Source organism: Micromonospora sp. BL4, from assembly GCF_003667505.1.
Taxonomy (GTDB): domain Bacteria; phylum Actinomycetota; class Actinomycetes; order Mycobacteriales; family Micromonosporaceae; genus Micromonospora.
The window spans coordinates 1-25977 of the sequence record NZ_RCVJ01000081.1 but is presented as its reverse complement, the minus strand read 5'-3'; the positions used below and the strand labels follow the sequence as shown (position 1 = coordinate 25977).

The 25977-nt window shown below is 73.4% G+C and carries 22 protein-coding genes; 14 read left to right on the top strand and 8 right to left on the bottom strand.

All coding sequences use genetic code 11. From position 1 onward, the window contains the following. Window positions 1-91: 91 nt before the first annotated feature. A complete protein-coding gene (gene coaE, locus EAD89_RS07270; RefSeq protein WP_121675176.1) occupies window positions 92-1273 on the top strand; it encodes a dephospho-CoA kinase in 1182 nt (393 codons plus the stop codon). Between the two features lie 13 nt (window positions 1274-1286). Here the strand turns inward: coaE and EAD89_RS07265 are convergent, their stop codons facing one another. Further along, window positions 1287-2882 carry a hypothetical protein gene (locus tag EAD89_RS07265; RefSeq protein ID WP_158610723.1) on the bottom strand — a complete coding sequence of 532 codons (1596 nt, stop codon included), beginning with the start codon at window positions 2880-2882 and terminating at the stop codon, window positions 1287-1289. A gap of 327 nt (window positions 2883-3209) precedes the next feature. Between EAD89_RS07265 and uvrB the strand changes: the two genes are divergently transcribed. Further along, a complete protein-coding gene (uvrB, locus tag EAD89_RS07255) occupies window positions 3210-5318 on the top strand; it encodes an excinuclease ABC subunit UvrB (RefSeq protein WP_121652497.1) in 2109 nt (702 codons plus the stop codon). 445 nt (window positions 5319-5763) lie between these two features. After that, window positions 5764-6621, top strand: a complete 858-nt coding sequence (locus tag EAD89_RS07250) for a helix-turn-helix transcriptional regulator (RefSeq protein WP_121675173.1) — start codon at window positions 5764-5766, stop codon at window positions 6619-6621. Window positions 6622-6721: 100 nt separating this feature from the next. Here EAD89_RS07250 and EAD89_RS07245 read toward each other — a convergent pair whose 3' ends face one another. Next, a complete protein-coding gene (locus EAD89_RS07245) occupies window positions 6722-7015 on the bottom strand; it encodes an antibiotic biosynthesis monooxygenase (RefSeq protein ID WP_121652495.1) in 294 nt (97 codons plus the stop codon). Window positions 7016-7421: 406 nt separating this feature from the next. On the opposite strand from EAD89_RS07245, the gene EAD89_RS07240 reads away from it, so the two are divergent. Further along, window positions 7422-8420, top strand: coding sequence for a TerC family protein (locus EAD89_RS07240; protein ID WP_121652494.1), 999 nt, complete (start codon window positions 7422-7424; stop codon window positions 8418-8420). Window positions 8421-8457: 37 nt separating this feature from the next. On the opposite strand, the gene EAD89_RS07235 is transcribed toward EAD89_RS07240, so the two are convergent. Continuing rightward, window positions 8458-9375, bottom strand: coding sequence for an NlpC/P60 family protein (locus EAD89_RS07235; protein WP_121675172.1), 918 nt, complete (start codon window positions 9373-9375; stop codon window positions 8458-8460). Between the two features lie 59 nt (window positions 9376-9434). Beyond that, window positions 9435-10532, bottom strand: coding sequence for a mandelate racemase/muconate lactonizing enzyme family protein (locus EAD89_RS07230; RefSeq protein WP_121652492.1), 1098 nt, complete (start codon window positions 10530-10532; stop codon window positions 9435-9437). A gap of 44 nt (window positions 10533-10576) precedes the next feature. On the opposite strand from EAD89_RS07230, the gene EAD89_RS07225 reads away from it, so the two are divergent. Next, window positions 10577-11374 (top strand): tyrosine-protein phosphatase, encoded by a 798-nt coding sequence (locus EAD89_RS07225; RefSeq protein WP_121652491.1) that lies wholly within the window; start codon window positions 10577-10579, stop codon window positions 11372-11374. A gap of 25 nt (window positions 11375-11399) precedes the next feature. Here the strand turns inward: EAD89_RS07225 and EAD89_RS07220 are convergent, their stop codons facing one another. After that, complete coding sequence (locus EAD89_RS07220) at window positions 11400-12260, bottom strand: serine hydrolase (RefSeq protein ID WP_121675171.1); 861 nt, start codon at window positions 12258-12260, stop codon at window positions 11400-11402. 121 nt (window positions 12261-12381) lie between these two features. After that, window positions 12382-14250 carry a translational GTPase TypA gene (gene typA, locus EAD89_RS07215; protein ID WP_121652489.1) on the bottom strand — a complete coding sequence of 623 codons (1869 nt, stop codon included), beginning with the start codon at window positions 14248-14250 and terminating at the stop codon, window positions 12382-12384. A gap of 133 nt (window positions 14251-14383) precedes the next feature. Between typA and EAD89_RS07210 the strand changes: the two genes are divergently transcribed. Both EAD89_RS07210 and EAD89_RS07205 read left to right on the top strand, forming a co-directional pair. Next, window positions 14384-15790, top strand: a complete 1407-nt coding sequence (locus tag EAD89_RS07210) for a DedA family protein (RefSeq protein WP_121675170.1) — start codon at window positions 14384-14386, stop codon at window positions 15788-15790. Window positions 15791-15823: 33 nt separating this feature from the next. Then, entirely contained in the window at window positions 15824-16708 is an 885-nt protein-coding gene (locus EAD89_RS07205; protein WP_121675169.1) for a transglycosylase SLT domain-containing protein, read from the top strand. A 49-nt stretch (window positions 16709-16757) separates the two neighbouring features. Here EAD89_RS07205 and EAD89_RS07200 read toward each other — a convergent pair whose 3' ends face one another. Then, window positions 16758-18884, bottom strand: a complete 2127-nt coding sequence (locus EAD89_RS07200; protein ID WP_121675168.1) for an efflux RND transporter permease subunit — start codon at window positions 18882-18884, stop codon at window positions 16758-16760. A 125-nt stretch (window positions 18885-19009) separates the two neighbouring features. On the opposite strand from EAD89_RS07200, the gene EAD89_RS07195 reads away from it, so the two are divergent. From EAD89_RS07195 to EAD89_RS07175, 5 genes are all read left to right on the top strand, one after another. After that, the gene (locus EAD89_RS07195; protein ID WP_121652485.1) at window positions 19010-19525 is read left to right on the top strand and encodes a MarR family winged helix-turn-helix transcriptional regulator; all 516 of its coding nucleotides are present in this window, start codon (window positions 19010-19012) and stop codon (window positions 19523-19525) included. Between the two features lie 3 nt (window positions 19526-19528). Beyond that, window positions 19529-21220 carry a CocE/NonD family hydrolase gene (locus EAD89_RS07190; RefSeq protein ID WP_121675167.1) on the top strand — a complete coding sequence of 564 codons (1692 nt, stop codon included), beginning with the start codon at window positions 19529-19531 and terminating at the stop codon, window positions 21218-21220. 188 nt (window positions 21221-21408) lie between these two features. Next, window positions 21409-22224 carry a hypothetical protein gene (locus EAD89_RS07185; RefSeq protein ID WP_233578288.1) on the top strand — a complete coding sequence of 272 codons (816 nt, stop codon included), beginning with the start codon at window positions 21409-21411 and terminating at the stop codon, window positions 22222-22224. Window positions 22225-22299: 75 nt separating this feature from the next. Beyond that, window positions 22300-22875, top strand: coding sequence for a helix-turn-helix transcriptional regulator (locus EAD89_RS07180; protein ID WP_121652482.1), 576 nt, complete (start codon window positions 22300-22302; stop codon window positions 22873-22875). Beyond that, the gene (locus EAD89_RS07175; protein WP_121675165.1) at window positions 22872-24152 is read left to right on the top strand and encodes an MFS transporter; all 1281 of its coding nucleotides are present in this window, start codon (window positions 22872-22874) and stop codon (window positions 24150-24152) included. Before EAD89_RS07180 ends, EAD89_RS07175 begins: the two co-directional genes overlap by 4 nt. A 48-nt stretch (window positions 24153-24200) precedes the next feature. Here the strand turns inward: EAD89_RS07175 and EAD89_RS07170 are convergent, their stop codons facing one another. Beyond that, a complete protein-coding gene (locus EAD89_RS07170; protein WP_007462771.1) occupies window positions 24201-24404 on the bottom strand; it encodes a cold-shock protein in 204 nt (67 codons plus the stop codon). A 181-nt stretch (window positions 24405-24585) separates the two neighbouring features. Between EAD89_RS07170 and EAD89_RS07165 the strand changes: the two genes are divergently transcribed. Together EAD89_RS07165 and EAD89_RS07160 are read left to right on the top strand one after the other, a co-directional pair. Beyond that, the gene (locus EAD89_RS07165; protein WP_121652480.1) at window positions 24586-25281 is read left to right on the top strand and encodes a methyltransferase; all 696 of its coding nucleotides are present in this window, start codon (window positions 24586-24588) and stop codon (window positions 25279-25281) included. Between the two features lie 101 nt (window positions 25282-25382). Next, the coding region (locus EAD89_RS07160) for a DedA family protein (protein WP_121675164.1) at window positions 25383-25977 on the top strand (595 nt) is incomplete at its 3' end.

The following is a 25977-nucleotide window of genomic DNA, read 5'->3' as shown; positions in this document are numbered from 1 at the left end:
GATCACGAACCCCGCTGCTCACCGCCCGCCGCAGGGGCCCCTGTCCCGGGTGGGTTTGGCAGCGGGGTTCGTGATCCGGTTGACTGGTCCGGTGCTGAGGGTGGGGTTGACCGGCGGGATCGGGTCGGGCAAGAGCGCGGTGGCCGCGCGGCTGGTGGAGCGGGGCGCCGTGCTCATCGATGCCGACAGGGTGGCTCGGGAGGTCGTCGCGCCGGGCACCGAGGGGCTGGCTGAGATCGTCGCCGCCTTCTCCGAGCGGGTGCTGGACGCCGACGGCGCACTGGACCGCGCCGCGCTGGGCGCGGTGGTGTTCGCCGACGAGACCGCCCGCCGCCGGCTGGAGGCGATCACCCATCCCCGGGTCCGGGCCCGTACCGCCGAGCTGGTCGCCGCGGCGGCGCCCGACGCGATCGTCGTCAACGACGTGCCGCTGCTCGTGGAGGTGGGGCTGGCGCCGACGTACCACCTGGTGGTCGTGGTGCAGACGGCCGTGTCGACCCGACTGGAACGACTGGCGCGCGACCGGGGGATGGACCGCGCGGAGGCCGAGCGGCGGATCGCCGCGCAGGCCGACGACGCCGGTCGCCGCGCGGTGGCGGACGTGGTGCTGACCAACGACGGAAGCCTCGCGGCGCTGCACGCCGAGGTCGACACGCTCTGGCGACAGCGGCTGCTGCCCTACGAGCACAACCTGCGGGAGCGGCGGGTGGTTCCGGCGGACCGCGTCGGTCCGGCCGAGGCCGACCCGACGTGGCCCGAGCAGTACGAGCGGCTGGCCGCCCGGATCCGGCACGCGCTCGCCCCGGCGGACCTGCGGATCGATCACATCGGCGCGACCGCGGTGCCGGGCCTCGCCGCGGAGGACGTCGTGGACGTGCAGGTGGCCGTGCCCAGTCTCGCCGACGCCGACGGGACGCTGGCCGACCGGTTGGCGAACGCGGGGTTCCCGCGGGTGCCGGGGGAGTGGTGGGACGATCCACGTCCGGCCGGTAGCGGCCGGTGGGGAAAGCGGCTGCACGGCAGCGCCGACCCGGCCCGCCCGGTGCGCCTGCACGTGCGGGTGGCCGGATCGCCGGGCTGGCGGTACGCGCTGCTGATGCGCGACCACCTCCGCGCCGACCCGGGGCAGCGGGCCGTGTACCTGCTGCTCAAGCGGGAGTTGGCCGATGCGGCCCCGGTGGTCGACGGCTCGGGTACGGCCGGCGACCCGTGGTTCGACGAGGAGTACCTGCGTGCGGAGCAGTGGGCCGCGCAGACCGGTTGGCGGCCCTGAGCGCCACGGTCGGTCAGGTGGTGGCCGCCGGGCGGGGCGCCGGGGCCAGGCGAGGCACCGAGGCGGGGTTGAGGTCGAGCTGCGCCCACGCGCCGGGGGCGGTGCGCAACTCCAACCGGCGTAGCGACCCGTTCCGGTCGATCCAGTAGCGCAGCAGCGCGCCCCCCGTGCGCAGCTCCACGACGTCCACGGTCCGTCCGGCGGAGACGTCCTCGCGGATCCGTACGGCCGCGCCGCGCTGCCCGGCCGACCCGGCGGTCATGGCCGCGCCGACCAGCAGGCTGAGGTCGTCGGTGCCGGACCGGGTGAACCGCCATGCCCCGGCGGGCGGCGGCAGCGGTGGCCGACCCGGGGTCTCCGCGGTGCCACCGCCACCGGCCGCGGCCGGTACGTCGGCCCGGGCCAGTCCGGCGGTGTCCCGGCGCAGCAGGGTCCGGCGATCCGGTGTGCCGAGGTCGGCCACCGCCAGGTACGCGGTACGCGCGGTCCAACTCAGCCAGCCGGCGCCCCGCAGGTTGGTGTCCGTGCCCACCGGCGCGGTCAGGGTCAGCGTGGCCCCGCCCTGCGCCCGCAGCCGAGCTGGCAGGCGGCTGAGCCGGTCCCGCTCGGCGTCGGTGAGCGCACGGGGCAGCCCTGGCCGCCCACCGAGCGCGTCCACCGGCCGGAGCGTGGGCCGGTCCACCCGGTTCAGGAGCACCGTGACCGGGCCGACGCCAGGCAGCCGGGCGACCAGCTTGTGCAACCGGCCGTCCCGGTCGAGCCAGTAGCGAGGCTGCTCGTCCGGCCCGCCGCCGGACGGCCCGGCGCCCGGCGTGCCGGCCGCCGCGCTGGCGCGTGCGCCCCCGGGCAGCGGCGCCTGGAGGACGTCCACCGGAACGGCGGCGACGGTGTCCCGGGCCACCCAGCGGGCACCGCCGTCCCGCAGCGCCTGAGCCGGGTCGGGGCGGTCGGCGGCGAGGCCGAGGAGCAGGTCGAGGACCGGTGCCAGGCCCGCGCCGGGAGTCAGGTGGTGCAGCCGCCAGCGGTCCGTCGGCGGCACCAGGGGCGGCGCGGCGGGAGTGGGCACCGCCGACGGGTCGGGCCGGATCACCAGCAACGGGCCGACGCTCTGCAACAGCCCCCGCTCGGCGCCCGCGCCCGGCCCACCCACGTCGAGGTAGAGCAGCGGCCGCGACCAGTCCACCCAGCCCACGAGTTCGGTACGGGCGGCGTCGGCGCCGACCGTGACGCGGACCCCGGCGCGCAGGTCCCGCAGGTTGGTGACCCGCATCGCGCCCAGTCGCTCGCCCTCGGCCACGGTCAGCGGCCGGGCTGGCTCCGGCGGGTCGGGCGCCCAGCTCAACAGCCCGATCACGAGCGCGGTCGCGGACGTGACGGCGGTCAGGCCCAGCAGCAGGAGCACGGTTCGGCGGCGACGACCGGCTCGGGCCGGGCCGGTGGCGCCGGCGGCCGGGTCGGCGGCCCTGCCGGGCCGGGACGTGCCGCCGGACCGGGACGAGCTGCCGGGCCGGGACGTGCTGCCGGGTCGGGACGTGCCGCCGGGCCGGGACGTGCCGCCGGACCGGGACGTGCTGCCGGTGTCGCGCGTCGCGTTCGGAGAGGTGTCCACGGATGTGAAACGGGCCGGGCCGCACCGGGGTGACGAACCGATGGGGTGGCATCGCCGGAACGAGCAGGGGCGCTCGCGGCGGCCGGTCTGCGCTTCGAGCGCGACCACCCGGGTGCGCACGCCGGACAAGCCGGGTGCTGCGACCGCAGTGCCGGGGGCGGCCGGCCGAGATGACGGCCTGGGCCACCGGCCCGGTCGGCCGCCGCGAGCGGCCTACAGCGAGAGCCTAGCGTCGGTGACATGTGCCACACAATGGGAATATTGAAGCTGATCACGTGACCGCCGTGACGGCCTTTCCTGTCGGACCTCCGGCGTACCGTTGATGTCATGGCGCTCGACATTCCCCGGCTTGACAGCCGCTTCCAGGTCGTCAGTGACTTCCAGCCGGCCGGCGACCAGCCCGCCGCGATCGACGATCTTGAGCGTCGCGTTCGGCGTGGCGACCGCAACACGGTGCTGCTCGGCGCGACCGGCACCGGCAAGAGCGCCACTACCGCGTGGCTGATCGAGCGGCTGCAGCGCCCGACCCTGGTGCTCGCCCCGAACAAGACGCTCTGCGCGCAGCTGGCCAAGGAGTTCAGCGAGCTGCTGCCGCACAACGCGGTCGAATACTTCGTCTCGTACTACGACTACTACCAGCCCGAGGCGTACATCCCGCAGACCGACACCTACATCGAGAAGGACTCCTCGATCAACGAGGAGGTCGAGCGGCTGCGGCACTCGGCGACGATGTCGCTGCTCACCCGCCGCGACGTGATCGTGGTGGCGACCGTGTCGGCGATCTACGGCCTGGGCACCCCGGAGGAGTACCTCGACCGGGCGGTCCGGGTCGAGGTCGGCCAGGAGCTCGACCGCGACAAGCTGCTGCGCCGGCTGGTCGACATCCAGTACACGCGTAACGACATGGCGTTCCAGCGGGGCACCTTCCGGGTCCGCGGCGACACGCTGGAGATCATTCCGGCGTACGAGGAGCTGGCCGTCCGCGTCGAGATGTTCGGCGACGAGGTGGAGAAGCTCTACTACCTCAACCCGTTGACCGGTGACGTGGTCCGCGAGGTCGACCAGCTGGTGATCTTCCCGGCCACGCACTACGCGGCCGGCCCCGAGCGGATGGAGCGGGCCATCCGCGACATCGAGGTTGAGCTGGCCGAGCGGCTGGCCGAGCTGGAGCGGCAGGGCAAGCTGCTGGAGGCGCAGCGACTGCGGATGCGCACCACCTACGACATCGAGATGATGCGGCAGGTGGGCTTCTGCTCCGGCATCGAGAACTACTCGATGCACATGGACGGGCGGCTGCCCGGCAGCCCGCCGCACTGCCTGCTCGACTACTTCCCGGACGACTTCCTCACCGTCGTCGACGAGTCGCACGTGACGATCCCGCAGATCGGCAGCATGTACGAGGGCGACGCCTCGCGTAAGCGGATGCTCATCGACCACGGCTTCCGGCTGCCCAGCGCCGCCGACAACCGGCCGCTGCGCTTCGACGAGTTCCTGGAGCGGGTCGGCCAGACGGTCTACCTCTCGGCGACTCCCGGCCCGTGGGAGCTGGAGCAGGCCCAGGGCGAGTTCGTCGAGCAGGTCATCCGCCCGACCGGGCTGATCGACCCGGAGGTCGTGATCAAGCCGACCAAGGGCCAGATCGACGACCTGATGCACGAGATCAAGCTGCGCACCGAGCGGGACGAGCGGGTGCTGGTCACCACGCTGACCAAGAAGATGGCCGAGGACCTGTCGGACTACCTGCTGGAGAACGGCATCCGGGTGCGCTACCTGCACTCGGAGGTCGACACGCTGCGCCGGGTGGAGCTGCTGCGCGAGCTGCGCAAGGGCGAGTACGACGTGCTGGTCGGCATCAACCTGCTCCGCGAGGGTCTGGACCTGCCCGAGGTGTCGCTGGTGGCGATCCTCGACGCCGACAAGGAGGGCTTCCTGCGCAGCGGTCGGTCCCTGATCCAGACGATCGGCCGGGCCGCCCGTAACGTCTCCGGCCAGGTGCACATGTACGCCGACAAGATCACGCCGTCGATGGCCGCCGCGATCGACGAGACCGACCGGCGTCGCGCCAAGCAGATCGCGCACAACGAGGCGCACGGGATCAGCCCGGAGCCACTGCGCAAGAAGATCCACGACATTCTGGACGACATCTACCGCGAGGCGGAGGACACCGAGAACTCCCGGGTCGGTGGCGCGGTGCGTCAGCTCTCCCGGGGCAAGGCGCCGGTCAAGGAGACCCGCAGCCGGAGTCGGGCCACCGCCGCCACCCCGTCCCGGGAGGGGATGGCCCGCGCCGACCTCGCCCAGCTCATCCAGGAGCTCAACGACCAGATGCTGGCCGCAGCACGCGAGCTGCAGTTCGAGCTGGCGGCCCGCATCCGCGACGAGGTCGCCGACCTGAAGAAGGAGCTGCGCGGCATGGACGCCGCCGGCGTGAAGTGACACGATCCCGGCCGTCACGCTCCGCGCGCTCGGGGCGGACCGGCCGGGCGCGGCGAGGGCGCTCGGGCGTGGCCGGCCGGGCGCGGGAGGGCGGTCGGGTTGACGGCGGTGGCACCTCTCGACGAGGTGGTCCTCGGGCTGCCCGAGGCCAGGCTGCGCCCGTTCGTCGACCGGTACGTCGGCTACCGGGAGCGGGCTGACCTGCCGCTGGTCCGTCGGGAAGCGGCCGGCGCCTGGCCGGCACCCTCTGGACCTTCGGCACGTACCGGCCCTGACCGCGCCGGGTCCACACCGGACTCCGCCGGGCGGCGCCGGCTGGCGGACGAAACGGCAGGTGCGGGCAGGTCTGCTCGGTCGACCGGGTGATCGGGTCGGTTGCGGTGCGCGAGCAAGCTATTGCACTGGGTGATCGTCCTGCGTAGTCTCCCTCGATGGGGAGGCGGGGATGCCGTTGCCAACAAGTCCTGTCATTCGACGTGTGCGGCTCGGCGCCGAGCTGCGCCAGTTGCGCCGGCGCGAGGCGCTGACCCTGGAGCAGGTCTGCGACCGGCTGGGCTGGGCCTCGACGTCGAAGCTGTCCCGCATCGAGCTGGGCCAGAGCCGTCCGGACCTCGCCGACGTCCTGGACCTGCTGGACGTCTACCAGGTGCCGACGCCGACCCGGGACGCGCTGATCGTGATCGCCCGGGACGCGGCGACCAGCCGCGGCTGGTGGAAGACGCTCGGCGAGATGAGCGAGCGGCAACGCACCTACGCCGAGCTGGAGACGGGTGCCGCCCACATCGTCGAGTACCAGCCTGCGGTCGTGCCGGGGCTGCTCCAGACACCGGCGTACGCCCGGTTGCGGGTCGCCGCCGGCGCGCTGCTCGCGCCGGACGTGGACGTGGAGGGCGAGGTGCGCGCCCGGGCGCTGCGGCAGGAGGTGCTGCGTCGGGCGGACCCGCCGCGCTACACGGCGGTGCTGGCCGAGGCGGCCTGCGACCCGGGTGACCTGCCGGACCCGGTCTGGCGTGAGCAGTTGCGGCACCTGGTGGCCGTGAGCGGGCTGGCTCACGTGACGGTGCGGCTGCTGCCCCGCGGCGTGGCCGGCGACGGGCTGCACCCGCTCACCCCGTACTCCTGTTATGCCTTTCCCGACCCGGCTGATCCGCGGACGGTGATGCTGGAGGCGTTGACCACCGACGTGCGGTTGGCCACGGCGCTCGACGTCGACCGGTACGAGCGGATGACCGAGGCGTTGCTGGCCGCCGCGCTGTCACCGGAGGAGACGGTCACCGCGTTGGCCCGCCGCGTCGGCGAATGAGGGCACGGCGCGGCCACCGGGCCCGGCGCCCCCGAGCCCGTCGGGACCGGCGGCCGGCGCGTGCGGTGGGCACGATAACCGCGCGGTACGACAGCTCCGCTCAGGCCGGTACGTCGATGAAGTGCTCCACGAGGGGCGGCCCGGCGAAGTGCGGCCCGATCAGCGCCCGCCACTGGTCGAACCGCTCGCTTGCCCGGAAGTTCTCCTCGTGCGCCTCGACCGAGTCCCACTCGACCAGCAGCACGAACCGGGTCGGGGACTCGATGCCCCGGGTCATCCGCACCGAGCGGCAGCCGGGCGTCCCGGCGAGCACCGGGTGGCCCTGGGCGTACGCGGCGGCGAAAGCGTCCTCGTGTCCGGGCAGTACGTCGATCAGCGCGACCTCAAGCACCATGTCGGAAAGCCTCCCACGACGGGTCGGCCGGGCCGTGCCGTGGGGTCTGTCGGCCCGCTCGTCTAACCCGACACACACTAGCCTCCTAGGACACGCTAGAGGGTGTGTCGGACGGTATTCCCGGCGGGCGGGTGGCCGGAGACACCGGTTGCCCGGGGTGCGATCACACGGCGTGGTGGGGGAGAATGGTCATCGAGGAGGGGAGTATTCCCTCGCGACGGAGTCGTCAGCACGGTCGATCGCCGGAATCTCGGCTGCCCGACCCGGCCCGTCGGTCGCCTTCCCGCTCGCGGGCAGGTGGCGGAAGAGACCTCCGACAGTCACCAGAGTGAGCGTCAGCGGCACACCGGCCCTTCAGGGGGCGTACGGTGTGCCCGACGCCGCGTGTCTGCCGGAGGAATGAACGTTGGACGTGTCCGGATTGGTGTGGGCGGGGACCCTCGTCGCACTGACTGCGGTTCTGCTCGTCGACCTGTTGATCATCGGTCGGCGCCCGCACGAGCCGAGTGTGCGCGAATCGAGCCTCTGGGTCGCCTTCTACGTCGGCCTGGCCCTGATCTTCGGCGCCGGTCTCTGGCTGACCTCCGGGGCGAGCGTGGCCGGGCAGTTCTACACCGGCTGGCTCACCGAGTACAGCCTCTCGGTGGACAATCTCTTCGTCTTCGTGATCATCATGGCCCGCTTCGGGGTGCCCCGGCAGTACCAGCAGAAGGTGCTGCTGGTCGGCATCGTGCTGGCGTTGGTGATGCGTGGCGGGTTCATCGCCGCGGGCGCCGCGCTGATCTCGCAGTTTTCCTGGGTCTTCTACATCTTCGGCGCGTTCCTGATCTACACGGCGGTCAACCTGGCCCGGCAGGGTGAGCCGGACGAGGACGAGTTCTCGGAGAACCTGCTGATCCGGTGGAGCCGCAAGGCGCTGCCGATCTCGAAGGACTACGACGGCGCGAAGCTCACCACCCACTCGGCCGGTCGACGGCTCTTCACCCCGATGCTGATCGTCATGATCGCCATCGGCACCACCGACCTGATCTTCGCTCTGGACTCGATCCCGGCGATCTTCGGTATCACCCAGGAGCCGTACCTGGTCTTCACCGCGAACGTCTTCGCGCTGATGGGCCTGCGTCAGCTCTACTTCCTGCTCGGTGGCCTGCTGGACCGGCTGATCTACCTGAGCTACGGGCTGGCCGTGGTGCTCGGGTTCATCGGGGTCAAGCTGGTGCTGGAGGCGCTGGCCGACAACAACCTGCCGTTCATCAACGGCGGGGAGCACGTGGGGTGGGCGCCGCACATCCCCATCTGGCTCTCCCTGCTGGTCATCCTCGGCACCCTGCTGGTCGCCACGATCGCCAGCCTGGTGAAGTCCTCCCGGGACCGACGCCGCGAGCTGGCCGAGGCTCGACGCTGAGCCGCCGCCGGCCGGGTGCGGGAACGCGCCCGGCCGGTCAGACCCGGTGCGCGCCGACCAGGGTGGCGGTGCGGTCGGCCGGGAGCGGCTCCTCCACCACCCGCCGCCGCCGGTAGCAGGCGTGCAGCATCCGCCGGTCCTCCTGGTCGCCGGGGACGGCGGTGACGATGCCGATGTGGTGGATCTTCCGGCCGGGGCGGGCGAAGAAGTAGAGGTCGCCGGGGCGCTCCTCGCCCAGCGGCAGGGGAGTGGTCACCTGGGCCTGGTCGTCGGCGTCGCGGGGCAGCAGCACCCCGAATCGGCGCCACGCCAGGTGCACCAGCCCCGAGCAGTCGATGCCGTACGCGGAGAGCCCGCCCCAGACGTAGGCCACGTGCAGCAGTCGCTGCGCCACCGCGAGCGCGTCGGCGGCGTCCGGCGGCTCGACCGGCGCGGAGGTGAGCTGACCGTCGGGCATCCAGAGCGGCGCGGCCTGACCGGGGACGTGCACCGGTTGCCAACCGTCGCGCGCCGGACCGGCCGGGACGAGTCGGGTGCCGACGACCACGCCGGGCAGCACCACCGGCCCGTTCGGCGCGGCGCGGAGCCCGGTGACCGTGGCGTCCACCACGAGGGGGTGGCCGGTGACTGTCGGGTCGACGGGGACCAGCTGGTCGGCGGGCAACCAGCCCGGGTAGCCGCGCGGGTCCAGTTTGGCGGCCGGTTGCTCGACGGCGACCACCCGCGCCCAGCCGTCCGGGCGCAGCTCGCTGACGAGCACCCGCTCGCCGAGCAGCAACTGGCTCAGCACGCAGTCGCCGACCTGTTGGTCGGTGTCCAGGCCGGAGACCCAGGTCGGGATGTCGGCGCGCGCTGTCAGCGCCGGCTGGTCCACCGGGCGGACCGCCTCGGGGGAGGTCCACAGCGTCGCCACCGCGACCCGGACGACGGCCTCGCGGCCCGGCTGCAGCTCCACGTCAACCCCCAGCTGGTGTCCGCTGTCCCCTCGAACCTTATGAAAGAAACCAACGATCATCAACTGCGGGGCTGCACCTTTACTTCAGCCAGGCCCGAAATGCCCAGGCCGGGAGCGTCCGGCAGCACCACGGTGGGCCCCTCGTAGCGGAGTCCGCCGTGCACCGGTGACCAGGCCAGCCACCAGGCGGCGTCCAGGTCGGCGACGGCGGTAGTGCCGTACGCGCCGACCAGGCTCGCCGCCGCGCCGATGCCGACCTGGGTCTCCATCATCGACCCGACCACCGTGCCGAGCCCGTGGGCGGCGGCCAGCTCCAGCAGGGTGCGTGCCGGCTGGAGCCCGCCACACTTGGCCAGCTTGACGTTGACCAGGTCGGCGGCCCGTCGACGGATCACCTCCACCAGGTCACGGACCCCGAAGACCGCCTCGTCGGCCAGGATCGGCACCGACACCCGGTCGCTGACCCACGCCAACCCGTCCAGGTCCCAGCGGGCCACCGGCTGCTCCACCAGCTCCACGTCGAGGCCGGCGTCCTCGATGCCGCGGATGACCCGTACCGCCTCCCGGGGCGTCCAGCCCTGGTTGGCGTCGAGCCGGATCCGGACCCCGGGGCCGACCGCCGAGCGGACCGCCCGGACCCGGTCCAGGTCGCCGACCGCGTCGGTGCCGACCTTGAGCTTGAGCACGCCGAAGCCGTCGGCCTGCCGCTGCCGCGCGGCCGCCGCCAGGTCCGCCGCGTCGCCCGCGGCCAGCGTGACGTCCGTCGGCACCCGCAGGGTGGTGCCGCCGAGCAACCGCACCAGGGGTACGCCCAACCGCCGCGCCGCCAGGTCGTGCAGGGCGACGTCCACCGCTGCCTTCGCCGCCTCGTTGCCGACGACCGCGCGTTGCACCTCGGCGCAGCGGGCCACCAGGTCGTCCGGGTCGCGTCCGGTGAGCAGCGGCCCGAGCAGCTCCCGCACGCACGCCTGGGCGCCACCGACCGACGCGCCGGTGACCTGCCAGACCTGCGGCGCCTCGCCGAAGCCGGACCGGCCGTCGGCGTCGACCAGTTCGACGACCAGCGTGTCCACAGTGGTGGTGCGTCGCAGCGCGGTGACGAACGGGGTGTGTAAGGGGGCGGAAACCCGGTGGGTGCGTACCGCCGAGATCGTCATATGCGGCACCCTATACGCAGGCACGTGATCCGAGGGGAGACCGGATGGCCGGGCGGGACTGGGAGATGGTCGGCGCGCCGAACGCGCGTGACCTGGGCGGCCTCGTCGGCGCCGACGGCCGGCGGGTACGGCCCGGGCTGGTGATCCGTACCCCGGCGCTGGGCCGGCTCACCGACGAGGACCTGCCGGTGCTCGCGAAGCTGGGCCCGGCCTGTGTGATCGACCTGCGGGACGGCTCGGAGATCGCGGTGGCCCCGACGGACCGGCTGGTCGGCGAGCCCCGGGTGGTGCACCTGCCGGTGCACGACCCGGAGCACCCGGTCTTCACGTACGTGTCGGCGGTGCTGCTCGGCCACGACCTCGACGCGTACGCGGAGCTGGCCCGGCAGGGCACGGCGGCGGCGATGGCCGCGATCTACCGGTGGTTCGTGACCGGCGAGTCGGCGCGGGTCGGCTTCGCCGAGGCCGTGCGGCTGGCCGCCCGGCGCGAGAACCTGCCGCTGATCTACCACTGCTCCGCCGGCAAGGACCGCACCGGCTGGCTCACCGTCGTCCTGCTGACCGCGCTCGGGGTGGACGAGGCCGCGATTCGCGCTGAGTATCTGCGCAACAACGCGCTGACCGACAGCCTGCGCGCGGTGATCGTCGAGGCGATGCGGCGCCGTCAGCCCGAGCTGGACGTCGACGCGGTGCTGCCCGTGCTGGAGGTCCGCCCCGAGTACCTGGACGCCGGCTACGAGGAGGTGCGGCGGGTGCACGGCTCGTTCGACCGCTACCTGCGCGACGGGCTCGGGCTGACCGACGAAACCCTCACGGCGCTGCGGGCGCAACTGCTGGAGTGATCCCGGCCGGCCCGGGGATGTCGGGTCAGAGCTGGTGGCGGGCCGCCCAGACCTGCGCCGAGATGTGGGCGATCAGCAGGCAGGCGTCGTCCTCGACCTCGTCGCCGCTCGCGCCGCCGTCGGCCAGGTCGGTGGTGGTGCAGACGGTGATCACGTACGGCGGGGCGTCGTCGGGCAGGACCACCCCGGCGCCGTGCCGGACGCCGCGTACCCACCCGTTCTTGTGTGCGATCCGGGTGCCCTCGGGCAGGCCGGCGGCCAGGTCCTCGCGGTGCTCCTGGGCGAGCAGCACGTCCAGCATGGCCGCGCAGCCGGCCGGCGAGGCGAGCGGGCCGGGGCTGGCGGCACCGGTGGCCAGCGCGCCGAGCAGGACCGCCAGGTCGTGGGCGGTGACCAGGTTGGTGATGCCGGCCTCGCGGGCGGCGAAGTCCTCGATGCCGCGGCCCGTGACGCTGTGCCGGGCTCCGGCCAGCGCCCACACCTCGGCCACCGCGGGCAGCCCGACGTGGCCGATGACCAGGTTGGTGGCCAGGTTGCTGGACCGCACGATCATCCGGTCGGCGAGCCAGCGCAGCGGCGCGGTGCCGCCCACCCGGTCCCAGACCGCGTCGTCGTTGTCGTAGTGCTGCGCGCACGAGAAGCGGGGCGCGCCGGGCTGGGCCGAGTCGAACTCGTTGACCACCGGGACCGGGGCGTCCAGCTCCAGCGTGCCGGCCTCGGCGGCGCGGTGCAGCGCGGCGAGCACCGCCGCCTTCATGGTGCTGGCGGCGTAGTGGGTGGCGTCGGCGTGGCGGGTCCAGGTCGGCGGCGCGTCCAGGCGGCCCACGTACGCCGAGACGGTGCCGGGCACCCGGTCCAGGTGGGCGTCGAGATCATCCCAGGTCATGCCGGTGACCGTAGCGGATCATCGGCCGGCCGGCCGGGCTGGCCCGCGTACCCCCGCCGGAAAGCGGGCGGGCGCGCCGACCGCAAGCGGTCGACGCGCCCGGTGCCGGGTGCTGGTGGGGTCAGCCGGCGTGCTTGCGGCGGGCAGCGGCCCGACCGCGCAGCTGCTGGTCCAGCACGACCTTGCGGATGCGCACCGCGGTCGGGGTGACCTCGACGCACTCGTCCTCGCGGCAGAACTCGAGCGCCTGCTCCAGCGACAGCTTGCGCGGCGGGATCAGCTTCTCGGTCTCGTCGGAGGTCGACGCCCGCATGTTGGTGAGCTTCTTCTCCTTGGTGATGTTGACGTCCATGTCGTCGGAGCGGGAGTTCTCGCCGACGATCATGCCCTCGTACACCTCGGTGGTCGGCTCGACGAACAGCTGGCCGCGCTCCTGCAGGTTGATCATCGCGAAGGCGGTGACCGCGCCGGCCCGGTCGGCGACCAGCGAACCGTTGTTGCGGGTACGCAGCTCGCCGAACCACGGCTCGTAGGACTCGAAGACGTGGTGCAGGATGCCGGTGCCCCGGGTGTCGGTCAGGAACTCGGTACGGAAGCCGATCAGGCCGCGCGCCGGTACCAGCCACTCCATCCGGATCCAGCCGGTCCCGTGGTTGACCAGCTGCTCCATCCGGCCCTTGCGGGTGGCCAGCAGCTGGGTGATCGCGCCCAGGTACTCCTCGGGCGCGTCGATGGTCAGCCGCTCGACCGGCTCGCAGGTCTTGCCGTCGATCTCGCGGGTGACGACCTGCGGCTTGCCGACGGTCAGCTCGTAGCTCTCCCGGCGCATCTGCTCGACCAGGATGGCCAGCGCCAGCTCGCCGCGGCCCTGCACCTCCCAGGCGTCCGGCCGCTCGGTGGGCAGCACCCGCAGCGAGACGTTGCCGATCAGCTCCTTGTCGAGCCGGTCCTTGACCATGCGGGCGGTGACCTTGGAGCCCTTGACCCGGCCGACCAGCGGCGAGGTGTTGGTGCCGATGGTCATCGAGATGGCCGGCTCGTCGACGGTGATCAGCGGCAGCGCCACCGGGTTCTCCGCGTCGGCGAGGGTCTCACCGATCATGATCTCGGAGATGCCGGCGACGGCGATGATGTCGCCCGGGCCGGCGGTCTCGGCCGGCTTGCGCTCCAGGCCCTCGGTCATCAGCATCTCGGAGATGCGGACCCGCTGGGTGCTGCCGTCGGTGCGGCACCAGGCCACCGTCTGGCCCTTGCTGATGGTGCCCTGGCGGACCCGGCACAGCGCCAGGCGGCCGAGGAACGGCGAGGCGTCGAGGTTGGTGACGTGCGCCTGCAGCGGCGCGCCGTCCTCGTACGCGGGCGCCGGGATGGTGTCCAGCAGGGTGCGGAACAGCGGCTCCAGGGAGCTGCTGTCGTCCGGCACGGAGCCGTCGGCGGGCTGGGTCAGCGAGGCGATGCCGTCGCGGGCGCAGGCGTAGACGATCGGGAAGTCGATCTGCTCCTCGTCGGCGTCCAGGTCGAGGAAGAGCTCGTAGGTGTCGTCCACGACCTCCTTGATCCGGGCGTCGGGGCGGTCCACCTTGTTGATCACCAGGATGATCGGCATCCGGGCCCGCAGGGCCTTGCGGAGCACGAAGCGGGTCTGCGGCAGCGGGCCCTCGCTGGCGTCGACCAGCAGCACGACCCCGTCGACCATGGTCAGGCCGCGCTCCACCTCACCACCGAAGTCGGCGTGACCGGGGGTGTCGATGATGTTGATGGTCACGGGGTCCGAGCCATCCGCCGGCAGGTAGCGCACGCCGGTGTTCTTGGCCAGGATGGTGATGCCCTTCTCCCGTTCCAGGTCCCCGGAGTCCATCACCCGCTCGGTCGTCTCGCCTCGTGCGCCGTACGCGCCGGCCTGCCGCAACATGGCGTCGACCAGGGTGGTCTTGCCGTGGTCGACGTGAGCGATGATGGCGACGTTGCGGAGGTCGGTGCGAAGCTGCATACCCTCTATCCTTCCGCCTGCGCTCGCGCAGGCCGCGTCGGGGTCACCCCCAGGTGCCCCTGATCTCTGGTGAAACTGCTGTCCGGGTCGTTCCCCCGGCTGGCATGCTGGCTCCCGTGTCCCGGGGGCCTGAGTGCACGATCTGCTGACCATGTTGCAGGGTCTGCCCACCCTGTGGATCTACCTGGTCGCCGCGCTGATCGTGGCGGGCGAGACCGCGGTGATCTTCGGCCTGCTCGTGCCGGGTGAGGCTACCCTGCTGCTCGTCGGCTTCCTCACCTACAACGGTACCTTGCGGCTCGGCCCGGCGTTGCTGGCGATGATCGCCGCCGCGGTGGCCGGTGACGCGCTGGCGTTCCGCGCCGGCCGGCGGTACGGCTCGCGGCTGCGTGCCGGGCTGGGCCACCGGGTCGGGCCCGAGCGGTGGGGCCGGGCCGACGCCATGCTCGCCCGGCTCGGCGGTCGGGGGGTGTTCGCCGCCCGCTGGGTGGCCTTCGCCCGCACCCTGGTGCCCCGGCTGGCCGGCGCGGCCGGCATGCCGTACCGGCGGTTCGCGCCGTGGAATTTGGCCGGCGTGGTGACCTGGGTGGGCGGCTCGGTGCTGCTCGGTCACGTCGCCGGTGAGTCGTACGACACGGTCTCCCGGTTGCTCGGCCGGGCCACCGGCGCGGTGCTGGTGCTGCTGGCCGGCCTGTTGGGGGTGGTGCTCGCCGGCCGGTGGCTGGGCCGTAACCCCGACCCGGTCCGGGCGCTGCTGTCCCGGGCCGGCGCGCTGCCGCCGGTGCGCTGGCTCAGCGCCCGCTACGGGGTGCTGTTCTTCCTGGTGGCCATGCGGATCGGGCCGGCCTGGACGCTGCTGCTCAACCTCGCCGCCGGGCTGCTGCTGCTCTTCGCCGCCGGGCTCGCCATCGCCGCCCTGCTGTCCGTGGTGGTACGCAACAGCGGGCTGTCCGCGCTGGACGGGGCGATCGGGGGCTGGTTCGCCGCCCGGCGGACCCCGGACGCCGCCGAGGCGACCCTGGCCGTGGTGTCCGTGCTGCGGGGGTGGGTCCTGATCGTTCTGGTGGCGCTGGTGGCGGGGGTGCTGGCGTGGCGGAACCGGCCCTGGCGGGCGGACCTGCTCAGCGTCGTCGGCACGGTGGGCGCGTTCGTGCCGCTGCTGGTGCTGGCCGTGGTGGCCGAGCTGACCGGGTCGCCGGGCGCCGGTGCGGCGGCTCCGTTCCCGACCCAGAACGCGGTGGTCGCGGCGAGCTTCTGCACCCTGGCCTGGCTGGTGTCCCGGGGTGCCCGCTGGCCGGTGGCGGTGGCCGCCTGGACGGCCGCCACCGCGGGGGTGCTCGGGGTCGGCGGCGCCCGGCTCTACCTCGGGTTGGACACGGCGAGCGGGACCGCGGCGGCCGTGCTGCTCGGGGTTCTCTGGACGGTGGTGTTCATGGTCGCCTGGGCCACCCGGGACCGGGCGGTGGGGGAGCGGGAGCAGCCGCAGGACCCGGTCCGGCCGCCGCCGCAGGGGCCTCGGCGCCCGGTCGAACCTTGCTAGGGTGCGACGACGGTCACACGGGGGAGGAACGGCATGCGTGGACGGACCGGCCGGGTGTGCGCCGTGGGGATCGCTGGGCTCCTGCTGGTGGGCACGATGGTCGCCTGCGCCGACCCGGGGGAGAGCCCGCAGGGCCAGGCCGCGCCGGTCGCGGTCACCGGGACGCCGACGGACGCCCCGCTCGACGAGGCCGTCGCGGAGCCGAGCCCGTCGGTGAGCGGGGTGGCCGGCATGGGCGCCGCGCCGAGCCGCAGAGCGTCGCCGACCCCGAAGCCGACGAAGAAGCCGACCCGCCCGTCCGGCCCGGCGACGAAGCCGCGCCCGGTGGCGAAGCCGCCCACCGAGACCAAGGTCCCGCCGGCGCCCCCGAAGCCGGCGCCGACCTCCTGCAAGCCCAGCTACAAGGGCACCCAGGCGACGCGGGCCCAGGCGAAGGCGGCGCTGACCGACGCGGCCGCCCGCACCTACTGGCCGACCTCCGCGCCGGAGCTCAAGATCCCACTTGACCTGGTCAAGGCGACCGCCTGGCAGGAGAGCGGCTGGCAGTCCAACATCTACGCCTGCGACGGCGGGGTCGGGCTGATGCAGGTGATGCCGGCCACCGCGACGTGGATGAACCAGCGGTTCGAGCAGAGCTACGAGATCGACGACTACCGGGACAACGCGTACCTGGGGGCCAACTACCTGGCCTGGCTGACCAAGTACATCGGTGACATGTACTTCGAGTCCGACTTCCGGCTCGACGCCGACCTGTGCACCTCCGAGCTGGACTCCTGCCTGCTCAACGCGGTGATCGCCGCGTACAACTTCGGGCACGGGGCGGTGGCGCAGGAGGGCGAGCCGTTAACCATCCCCAACCCGTCCTACGTGCGCAACGTGCGGGCGCTGATGACCGAGTGCGTCTGCCTGGGGTACTGATCGCCGCGCTCGGGGATGGCGGCCGGGTGACCACCATCCCCGTCGCCGGTCAGCCGCGGCTGGCCGCCGGCTCGGGCAGCGCCGGGGCGTCGGTGCCCGGCCGGGCGTCGATCCGGCCCGGCCACCAGAACCGGTCGCCGAGCAGGAACGCCAGCGCCGGCACGAGGACCGTGCGGACCAGCAGGGTGTCCAGCAGGACGCCGATGCAGACGATGACGCCGATCTGGGTCAGCGTGATCAGTGGCAGCACCCCGAGCACGGCGAAGACCGCGGCGAGCAGGACACCGGCGCTCGTGATCACGCCGCCGGTGACCCGCAGCGCGGAGAGCATCCCGTCCCGGGTGCCCGCGCTGCGGGCGTCCTCCCGGGCCCGGGTGACCAGGAAGATGTTGTAGTCCACGCCGAGCGCCACCAGGAACACGAAGGCGAGCAGCAGCACGCCGCTGTCCAGCGCCGGGAAGCCCAGCACGTGGTCGAAGAGCAGCCACGCCGCGCCGAGGCTGGCGAAGAACGACGCGATGACGGTGAGCACCAGCAGCAGTGGAGCGAGCAGGCCGCGCAGCAGCAGCACGAGCACCGCGCCGACCAGCAGCAGGATGATCGGCAGGATCAGCCGCAGGTCCCGGTCGTTGGCCTCGTCGGAGTCGTAGGTGGCCGCCACGGTGCCGCCGACGATCGCCCCGGACGGGGCGTCCGCGCCGTCGACCGCGGGGGGCGCGGAGCCGGGGACCGCGGCGACCGCGTCGCGCAGCGCCTCGATCGTCCGGTCGGAGGCGGTGGTGCCGGGTTCGGCCTCCAGCACCACGTCGACCTGGGCGACGGCGTCGCCGGCGTCGCCGGGGCGGGCCGAGGAGACGCCGGGCACGGCGGTGGCGGCCTCGGTGACCGCCCGTACCGCGGCCGGGGTGGTGAGCACGGCCACCGGCTGGGTGGTGCCGGCGGGGAACGCCCGGGCCAGGGTCTGCGCCCCGGTGACCGCCTCGGGCTGGGCCCGGAACTGCTCGGTCTCGGACAGGCCGGTGCGGATCCCGAGCCCACCCAGCGCCAGGCCGGCGAGCAGCAGGGTGGCCAGCACGGCGACCGGCGCCGGGCGGCGTTCCACGACGGCGCCGAGCCGACCCCAGAGCCGGCCCTCGCGGGCGGGGCCGCCGATCTTCGGCACGAACGGCCAGAACAGGCCGCGACCGAAGAGCACGAGCACGGCCGGCAGCACGAACAGCGCCGAGAGCATGGCGAAGACCACACCGGTGGCGCAGGCCACGGCCAGTGCCCGGTTCGTCTCCTGCTCGCTGAGCAGCAGGGTGAGCACACCGAGCACCACGGTGCTGCCGCTGGCCAGGATCGGCTCGGCGGTCCGGCGCAGCGCGGCGCGCATCGCCGCGAACCGGTTCTCCTCGCGGCGCAGCTCCTCGCGGTAGCGGGCGATGAGCAGCAGGGCGTAGTCGGTGGCGGCGCCGAAGACCAGCACGCTGGCGATGCCGGTGACCTGGCCCGATTGCAGGGTGATCCCGAACGCCGGCACGATCGTGTCCACCGCGCGCAGGGTGATCTGTTCGGTCGCGGCGACCACGACCAGCGGCACGATCCACAGGAACGGGCTGCGGTAGGTGATCAGCAACAGCAGCGCGACCACGGCGGCGGTCACCGCGAGCAGGGTGATGTCGGCGCCGTCGAAGACCGAGGCGAGGTCGGCGGTGAAGGCGGGAGCGCCGGTCACCTCGACGGTGAGCCCCTCCGGCAGGGTCTCCAGCGCGGTGCGTACCTCGCTGACCTTTCCGGTGACCTCGTCCTGACCGCCGGCGGTGCTCAGCGGCACGGCGACCAGCGCCACCGTGCCGTCCGGGGAGATCTGCGGCGGGCTGACCTGCCCACCGACCGCGAGTCGACCCAGGTCGCCGGAGCGCGCGGCGACGGCGCCCCGGTCGGCCTCGCTCAGCGCGCCGCCGTCGTCGCGGCTGACCACCACGATGGCCGGCTGGACCTCGCTGGACGGGAGCTGGTCCTGCAACCGCTCCACCTGGGTCGACTGCCACTGCACGGACAGGCCGCTTGCGGAGACCGGCGCCGGGTTGTCCGGGCGGGGCAGCCCGAAGACCGCCGCGCCGACGACGATGGCGGCGGCCACGGTGAGCCAGGCAGCCAGGCGGCCGCGGGCGACTCGGGTGAAGACAGACATCAGGCGACCTCAAGGTCCTTCTGGTGGTCAAGTATCTTGGCTATCGAGATTATCGGCGGCTGTTCTATGCTGCAACTTGGGGGACCGACGACGGGGAGAAGCGGCACGAGGTGGCGACTCACGGCATGTACCGGCGGCGCGACACGCGACGTGAGCAGCTGGTCGGGGAAATCACCAACAACCTGCGGCGGTACGCGGTGGACGCCCAGCACGTCGGCCACGCCTTCGCCAACCTGCACGGGCTCAACCCGACCGACCTGAACGCGCTGCTCGCGGTCATGGACGCCGAACTGGTCGGTGACCCGATCACCCCCGGCCGCCTCGGCGAGCAGCTCAACCTCTCCTCCGGCTCGGTCACCGCCCTGATCGACCGGCTGGAACGAGCCGGCCACATCCGCCGGGACCGGGACACCGTCGACCGGCGCAAGGTGCTGCTGCACTACGCCGACCAGGGGGCCGCGCTGGCCATGCAGTTCTTCCAGCCGCTGGGCGCCCGCACCGACTCGGTGATGGCCGAGTTCGGCGACGACGAGCTGGAGCTGGTGCACCGGTTCATGGCGCGGATGAGCGACTCACTGCGGGCGCACCGCGACGCGGTGCGCGCAGCCCGGCCCGAGTCGACCCGCCGCCCGGCGGGCTGACCGTTGCCGGACCGGCTCGTCGCCCGCGTCGCCGGCGCCGCGCTGCGGCTTCCCGCGACCCGCCTCGGCCCGGTGCGGGTCACCCGCGACATCCCGGTCCGGGTCCGCGACGGCGTGGTGCTGCGCACCGACCACTACGCCCCGCACGCCCGGCAGGCGCCCACCGTCCTGATCCGGACCCCGTACGGGCGGGGCGGACCGCTGCGACTGCTCGGCCGGCTGCTCGCCGCCCGCGGTCGGCACGCCGTGATCCAGTCCTGCCGGGGCACCGGCGGCTCCGGCGGGACGTTCGCCCCGCTGGTGCACGAGCGCGACGACGGGGTGGACACCCTGGACTGGCTGCGCCGCCAACCGTGGTGGTCCGGAGCGCTCGGCATGTTCGGGGTCAGCTACCAGGGCTTCGCGCAGTGGGCGCTGGCCGCCGACGCCGGCGACGATCTGCGCGCGATGGTCGCGGTGGTGACCGCCTCGGCCACCCGGGATTCGACGTACGCGGGCGAGTCGTTCGCCCTGGACACCGTGCTGACCTGGGCGGAGCTGCTGCATGCGCAGACCGTGCCGTGGCTGGCCCGCCAGCGCGAACTCAAGCGCGGGCAGCCCCGACTGGCCGCCGCGCTGGAGCACCTGCCACTGACCGGAGCGGACCGGGTGGCCACCGGCGTGACCATCCCGTTCTTCCAGGAGTGGTTGCGTCACCACACCCCGGACGCCGCGTACTGGCGGACCCGGGTCTTCGCCGACCGGGTGTCCCGGGTGCGAGCGCCGGTGATCATGGTCAGCGGCTGGCACGACATCTTCCTGCCTGCCCAGCTCGACGACTACGCCACCCTGCGCGCCTCCGGCGCTCGTCCCCGCCTGGTGGTCGGCCCCTGGACGCACGGCAGCCCCGGCCTGTTCGTGGCCGCCCTCACCGAGGGGCTCACCTGGCTCGACGCGCACCTGACCGGGCCGGCCCAGGCGGGCGAGCAGTCCCAGGACGCCGGGTCGTCCGGGTCGGCCCCCGTGCGGCTCTTCGTGGGCGGCGCGGGTGGCGGCTGGCGGGACCTGCCGGACTGGCCGCCGCCGGCGGCCGACACCGCCTGGCACCTGCATCCCGGTGGCGAGCTGGCGCCGCGCGCGCCGGTCCCGTCGGCGCCGGACGAGTTCCGGTACGACCCGGCCGACCCCACGCCGTCGCTCGGCGGGCCACTGCTGGTGGCGCAGCGGGCCGGCCCGGTGGACAACCGGAGCGTCGAGGCCCGCCCCGACGTGCTGACGTACACCAGCGCCCCGCTGGACCGGCTGATCGAGGTGATCGGCCCGGTGCACGCCGAGATCCACGTCCGCAGTGAACTCGCGCACCTGGACGTCTTCGTCCGACTGTGTGATGTGGACCGCCGGGGTCGATCGTGGAACGTGTGCGACGGGCTGGTCCGGGTCGCGCCCGGTCGGTTCCCGGCCGACGCGTCCGGGGTGCGCCGGGTTCCGGTGCCGCTCTGGCCGACGGCGTACCGGTTCGCCGCCGGGCACCGGCTGCGGGTGCAGGTCGCCGGTGGAGCCCATCCCCGTTGGGCGCGCAACCCGGGCACCGGCGAACCCCTCGGCACAGCCGTGACTCTGCGTGCCGGGTGGCGGCAGGTTCTGCACGACCCCACGTACCCCTCGGTGCTGCGGCTACCGATCGTCCACTCTGGCCCGGAACGATCTCCAAGGTGAACAGATGTCCCCTGAGCTGGGCATTAGCGGTTGATGCGGGCTATCGTTGGGTCAACGCCCGGCGCTGTGCACCAGTAGGCCGGGCTCGCCCGTAGCCCCGCACCGCGTACGCGGTGTGACGTCGTGCCCGGCCCCCGCTCGTTGGAAGGGGGGACCCCATGACCCGGGCCCCGGCGAATCTCTTGGCCGTGCGCACCCTGTTGCTGACCCACCTCGACAACGCCCCCGGGCCGGACGATCTGGAGCCGGCGGAGGTCGGCATCGTTGGCGACCCGGCGCATCGCGGCGGCTACCACTGTGGATCGGACCGGGTGGTCACCAACGACTACTCCGTGGTGGAGTCACCCCGGGACCGGGCCGGCCTGACCCTGGACGCGGCCGCGTTGGACGTCGGCGGTTTCGAGGTCCGCGTCGATGGCCGTACGCACACCCTGCCCAGCTTCTCGCTGTGGTGCGTGGGGCAGTGCGCCGCGAACGCGGCCGACACCCGGGACATTCGCGAGATCATCTACAGCCCCGACGGAAGCACCGTGCGGCGGTGGGACCGGCTCGGCCGGCGCAGCAGCGGCGACAGTTCGCACCGCTGGCACACCCACTTCAGCTTCTTCCGTGACGCCATCAAGGCCGGCCGCGACCAGCAGCCGTTGTTCCGCCGCTATCTCAGCTCCATCGGACTCCTGGAGGAGAACGACATGACCGAGGCCGAAATCATCGCCGCGTTGCGCAAGGGCGTCACCAGCGACCCGACCATCCGCGAGGTCCTGCGGCGGGCGCCGTGGGAGTTCCTGCCCGCCGACCACGGCGGGAAGACCTCCGCGCACGCCATCGTGCTGAACGGGCTGCCCGCCCAACTGGCGGCGCTCGCCGGCCAGGACCTCACCGACGAGCCGGCGATCATCCAGGGCGTGCTGGCCGGGCTGACCCCGGAGAAGATCGCCGCGGCCATCCCGCCCACCATGGCCAAGCAGGTCGCCGACGAGTTGGCCCGGCGGCTGGCCGCCTGAGCCGCCCCTGTCCCGCAACAGCGGTTACGCAATGTCTGTTGCGCAACTGCTGTTGCGGATGGCAGGCTGGGCGGCATGGAGAGCCCCGACGTACGCCAGGTCACCGACTCGCGGGTGCTGGCCGCCATGGCCCACCCGCTGCGCCGCCGGCTGATGGACGTGCTCAAGGTGTACGGCCCCTCGACCGTCGGCATGCTCGCCGAGCGCACCGACCAGGCGCCCGCGAACGTCAGCCACCACCTCAAGGTGCTCGCCGCCGGCGAACTGGTCACCGAGGCCCCCGAGCTGGCCCGCGACCGGCGCGAGCGGTGGTGGCGGCTGGTCACCCGCGGGGTGCGCTGGTCCAACACCGACTTCGACGCCGACCCGGCCGCCCGCGCGGTCGCCGACGCCGCCACCTCGCTCAACCTGGACCGGCACGTCGCCCTGGCCCGGGCCTGGCACGCCGCCGACGAGGAGGCACAGGCCGCCTGGGAGGACGGGCCGTTCTCCACCGACCGCTGGATGCACCTCACGCCCGACGAGCTGGCCGAGCTGAGTCGCGAGATGGTCGACCTGCTGGCCCGCTGGGCCGACCGGGAGGTGCCCGACGACGGGCGCGACCGCCAGCCGGTCTTCGTGTTCGCCCACGGCGTCCCGGCCCGGCCGTGACCACGGCCACGCACACCGACCCGGGCCCGGTCCGGCAGAGCGGCGGGCTGCTGCGGCACCGGGACTTCCGGCTGCTCTGGGCCGGCCAGGCGATCAGCAGCGTCGGCAGCAACGTCACGACCGTCGCGCTGCCACTGGTCGCGGTGGCCGTGCTCGACGCCGGCACCTTCCAGGTGGCGGTGCTCACCGCGGCGGCCTGGCTGCCGTGGCTGCTGATCGGCCTGCCGGCCGGCGCCTGGGTGGACCGGCTGCCGCGCCGGCCGGTGATGATCGCCTGCGACGTGTTCTGCGCGGCGGCGTTCCTCAGTGTGCCGCTGGCCGCCGTCCTGGACCGGCTCACCGTCTGGCACCTGCTGCTCGTCGCGCTCGGCGCCGGCACCGCGCGGGTCTTTTTCGAGACCGCCGACCAGGTGTACCTGCCGGTGCTGCTCCGCGCCGACCAACTGCCGGAGGGCAACGCGAAGCTACAGGCCACCCAGACCGTGAGCTACGTCGTCGGGCCCGGCCTCGCGGGCCTCATCGCCCAGCTCACCGGGGCGGTCGCCGCGCTGCTGCTCGACGCGGTCACGTTCCTGCTCTCCGCGGCCTGCCTGCTGCGGATCCGTACCGTCGAGCCGCGTACCCGACGGGCCGACCGGTCCCGGTCACTGCGCCGGGACATCGCCGAGGGTCTGCGCTTCGTCGTCCGGGACCCGTACCTGCGGGTGCTCACGGTCTTCGGCGCCGCCAGCAACATCGGGCTGATCGGCTACCAGGCCGTCCTGGTGGTGTTCCTGGTCCGCGAGCTGCGGCTCGCGCCCGGCGTGGTGGGCGTCCTGGTCGCGGTGATGAGCGCCGGAGGGATCGTCGGAGCGCTGCTGGCCACCGTGCTGGGCCGGCGCTGCGGCACCGCGCGGGCCATGCTGCTCGGGGCAGCCCTCACCGGGCCGCCCGCGCTGCTCATCCCGCTGGCCACGCCCGGTGTGGGATTGATCTGGCCGGCTCTCGGCGGCGTCCTGATCGGTCTCGGCGTGGCGATCGGCAACGTGCTCAAGGGCAGCTTCCGCCAGACGTACACCCCGCATCACCTGCTCGGCCGGGTGACCGTGAGCATGCAGCTGCTCAACTACGGCACCATCCCGCTGGCAGCCGTGCTGGCCGGAGCCCTCGGCGCACGCTACGGCGTCGGGACCGCGATCGGGGTGATGACCGCCTGGTTGGCGCTCACCCCGTTGATTCTGCTGATCGGACCACTCCGGCGGCGGCGGGACCTGCCCGCCGCCCCGGCGGCGTCTTGAGTGCGCTGCAGCGGCGGCCGGAGACCGGCCGCCGCTACCGGCACGGAGCTACATCGGGCGGACGTTGTCCGCCTGCGGACCCTTCTGCCCCTGGGTCACCTCGAACTCGACCTTCTGGCCCTCGTTGAGCTCCCGGTAGCCGCTCGAGGCGATGGCGGAGTAGTGGACGAACACGTCCGGCCCTCCACCGTCCTGCTCGATGAAACCGAAGCCCTTTTCCGAGTTGAACCACTTAACCGTGCCGGTTGCCATGCATCTCTCCCTGTTCAAAGCGGCTGACCCTCGGCCTGTGGCCGATGATCGCCCGTACCTGTCCGACAGTAACGGGCGAAACGCCGATCTGCCGGCCGAAGTGCCGTAGGTCTTCGAGTGAAGTCGGGTGAACTCTGCGCGCCGGCCGGTGAAACCCACCCCCGCGACCCTCCGCTGGGGCATGCTTGCGCCGATGAGGGGTGCCGCAGCCGCCGCGCTGTCCGAGCTGGAGCGCGAAATCGACGCGCCCGGCGCCGGCCTGGACCGGCTCCGGCTGGTGCCCACCCCCTTCGTGCCGGAGGTACGGCTGCACCTGGCCGAGGACGCGATCGTCTGGTGGGCCCGGATGGAGGCGACCGTCGGGCACGCCCTGCCGCCCCCGTACTGGGCCTCCGCCTGGGCCGGGGGCCAGGCCCTGGCTCGCCACCTGCTGGACCATCCGGAGCTGGTCGCCGGCCAACGGGTCCTCGACCTCGCCGCCGGGTCGGGGCTGGTGGCCATCGCCGCCGCGCTGGCCGGCGCGGCGAGAGTGGTCGCCAACGACATCGACCCGTACGCCGTCGCCGCCGTCACCGTCAACGCGCGGGCCAACCGGGTCGCCGTCGACGCCACCGGGGACGACCTGCTCGACAGCGTCGACGCCGAGGCGGACCTGGTCGTCGCCGGGGACGTCTTCTACAGCCGCGCGATGGCCGACCGGATGCTGCCGTTCCTCCAGCGGGCCGCCGCCGGCGGCGCCGAGGTGCTGGTCGGCGATCCCGGCCGGGGGCATCTGCCGGCGGACCGGCTGACGGTGCTGGCCGACTATCCCGTGCCCACCACCGAGCCCTCGGTCGACTCGTCGCTGCGCCGGGTGCAGGTGCTGCGACCCGCCTGAGGCCGGGGGCCGTCTCAGGGGCGACCCCGAGGCGGATACCAGGGGTCGCTGGGGGTCGCGACCGGATGTCCACGTGGCACGGTGGCCATAGCGTACGGGGCATGACGCAATGGCTGGCTCAGGTCGGGGAACTGCCCATCGTGCTGCTGATGGGCACGCTCGGGCTGGTCATGCTCTTCGACGCCGTACCGCTGCTGGGGGTCCTGGTCCCCGGCGACGTGGCGATCCTCGCCGCGGTCGGCGTGGGTCGCCCGGCCACCGGGCTCGCCACCTTCACCGCGGTGCTGGTCGGCTGCCTGGCCGGTTGGTCGTTGAGCTTCCTCGTCGGTCGCCGGTACGGGGAGCGGCTGCGGCGCAGTCGGGTCGGCGACTGGATCGGCGAGGCGCGTTGGACGGCGGCGGAGGGGCTGCTGCGTCGCGGTGGGGGGCGGATGGTGGTGGTGGCGCCGTTCCTGCCGGTGTTCAACGCGCTGCTGCCGCTGGCCGCCGGCGGGCTGCGGATGTCGTACCGGCGGTTCCTCGGCTGCGCGGCGCTCGGCGCGACGGCCTGGGCCGGTCTCTACCTCGCGCTGGGCACCGCGTCCCGCTCGCTGGCCGGGCTGCTGCCGGGAGAGTCCAGCCCGCTGCTCGTCACCATGGCTGTCGGGCTGGTGCTGGCCGCCGTGGTGCTGCTGGGCACCCGGCGCCGGCTGCGGG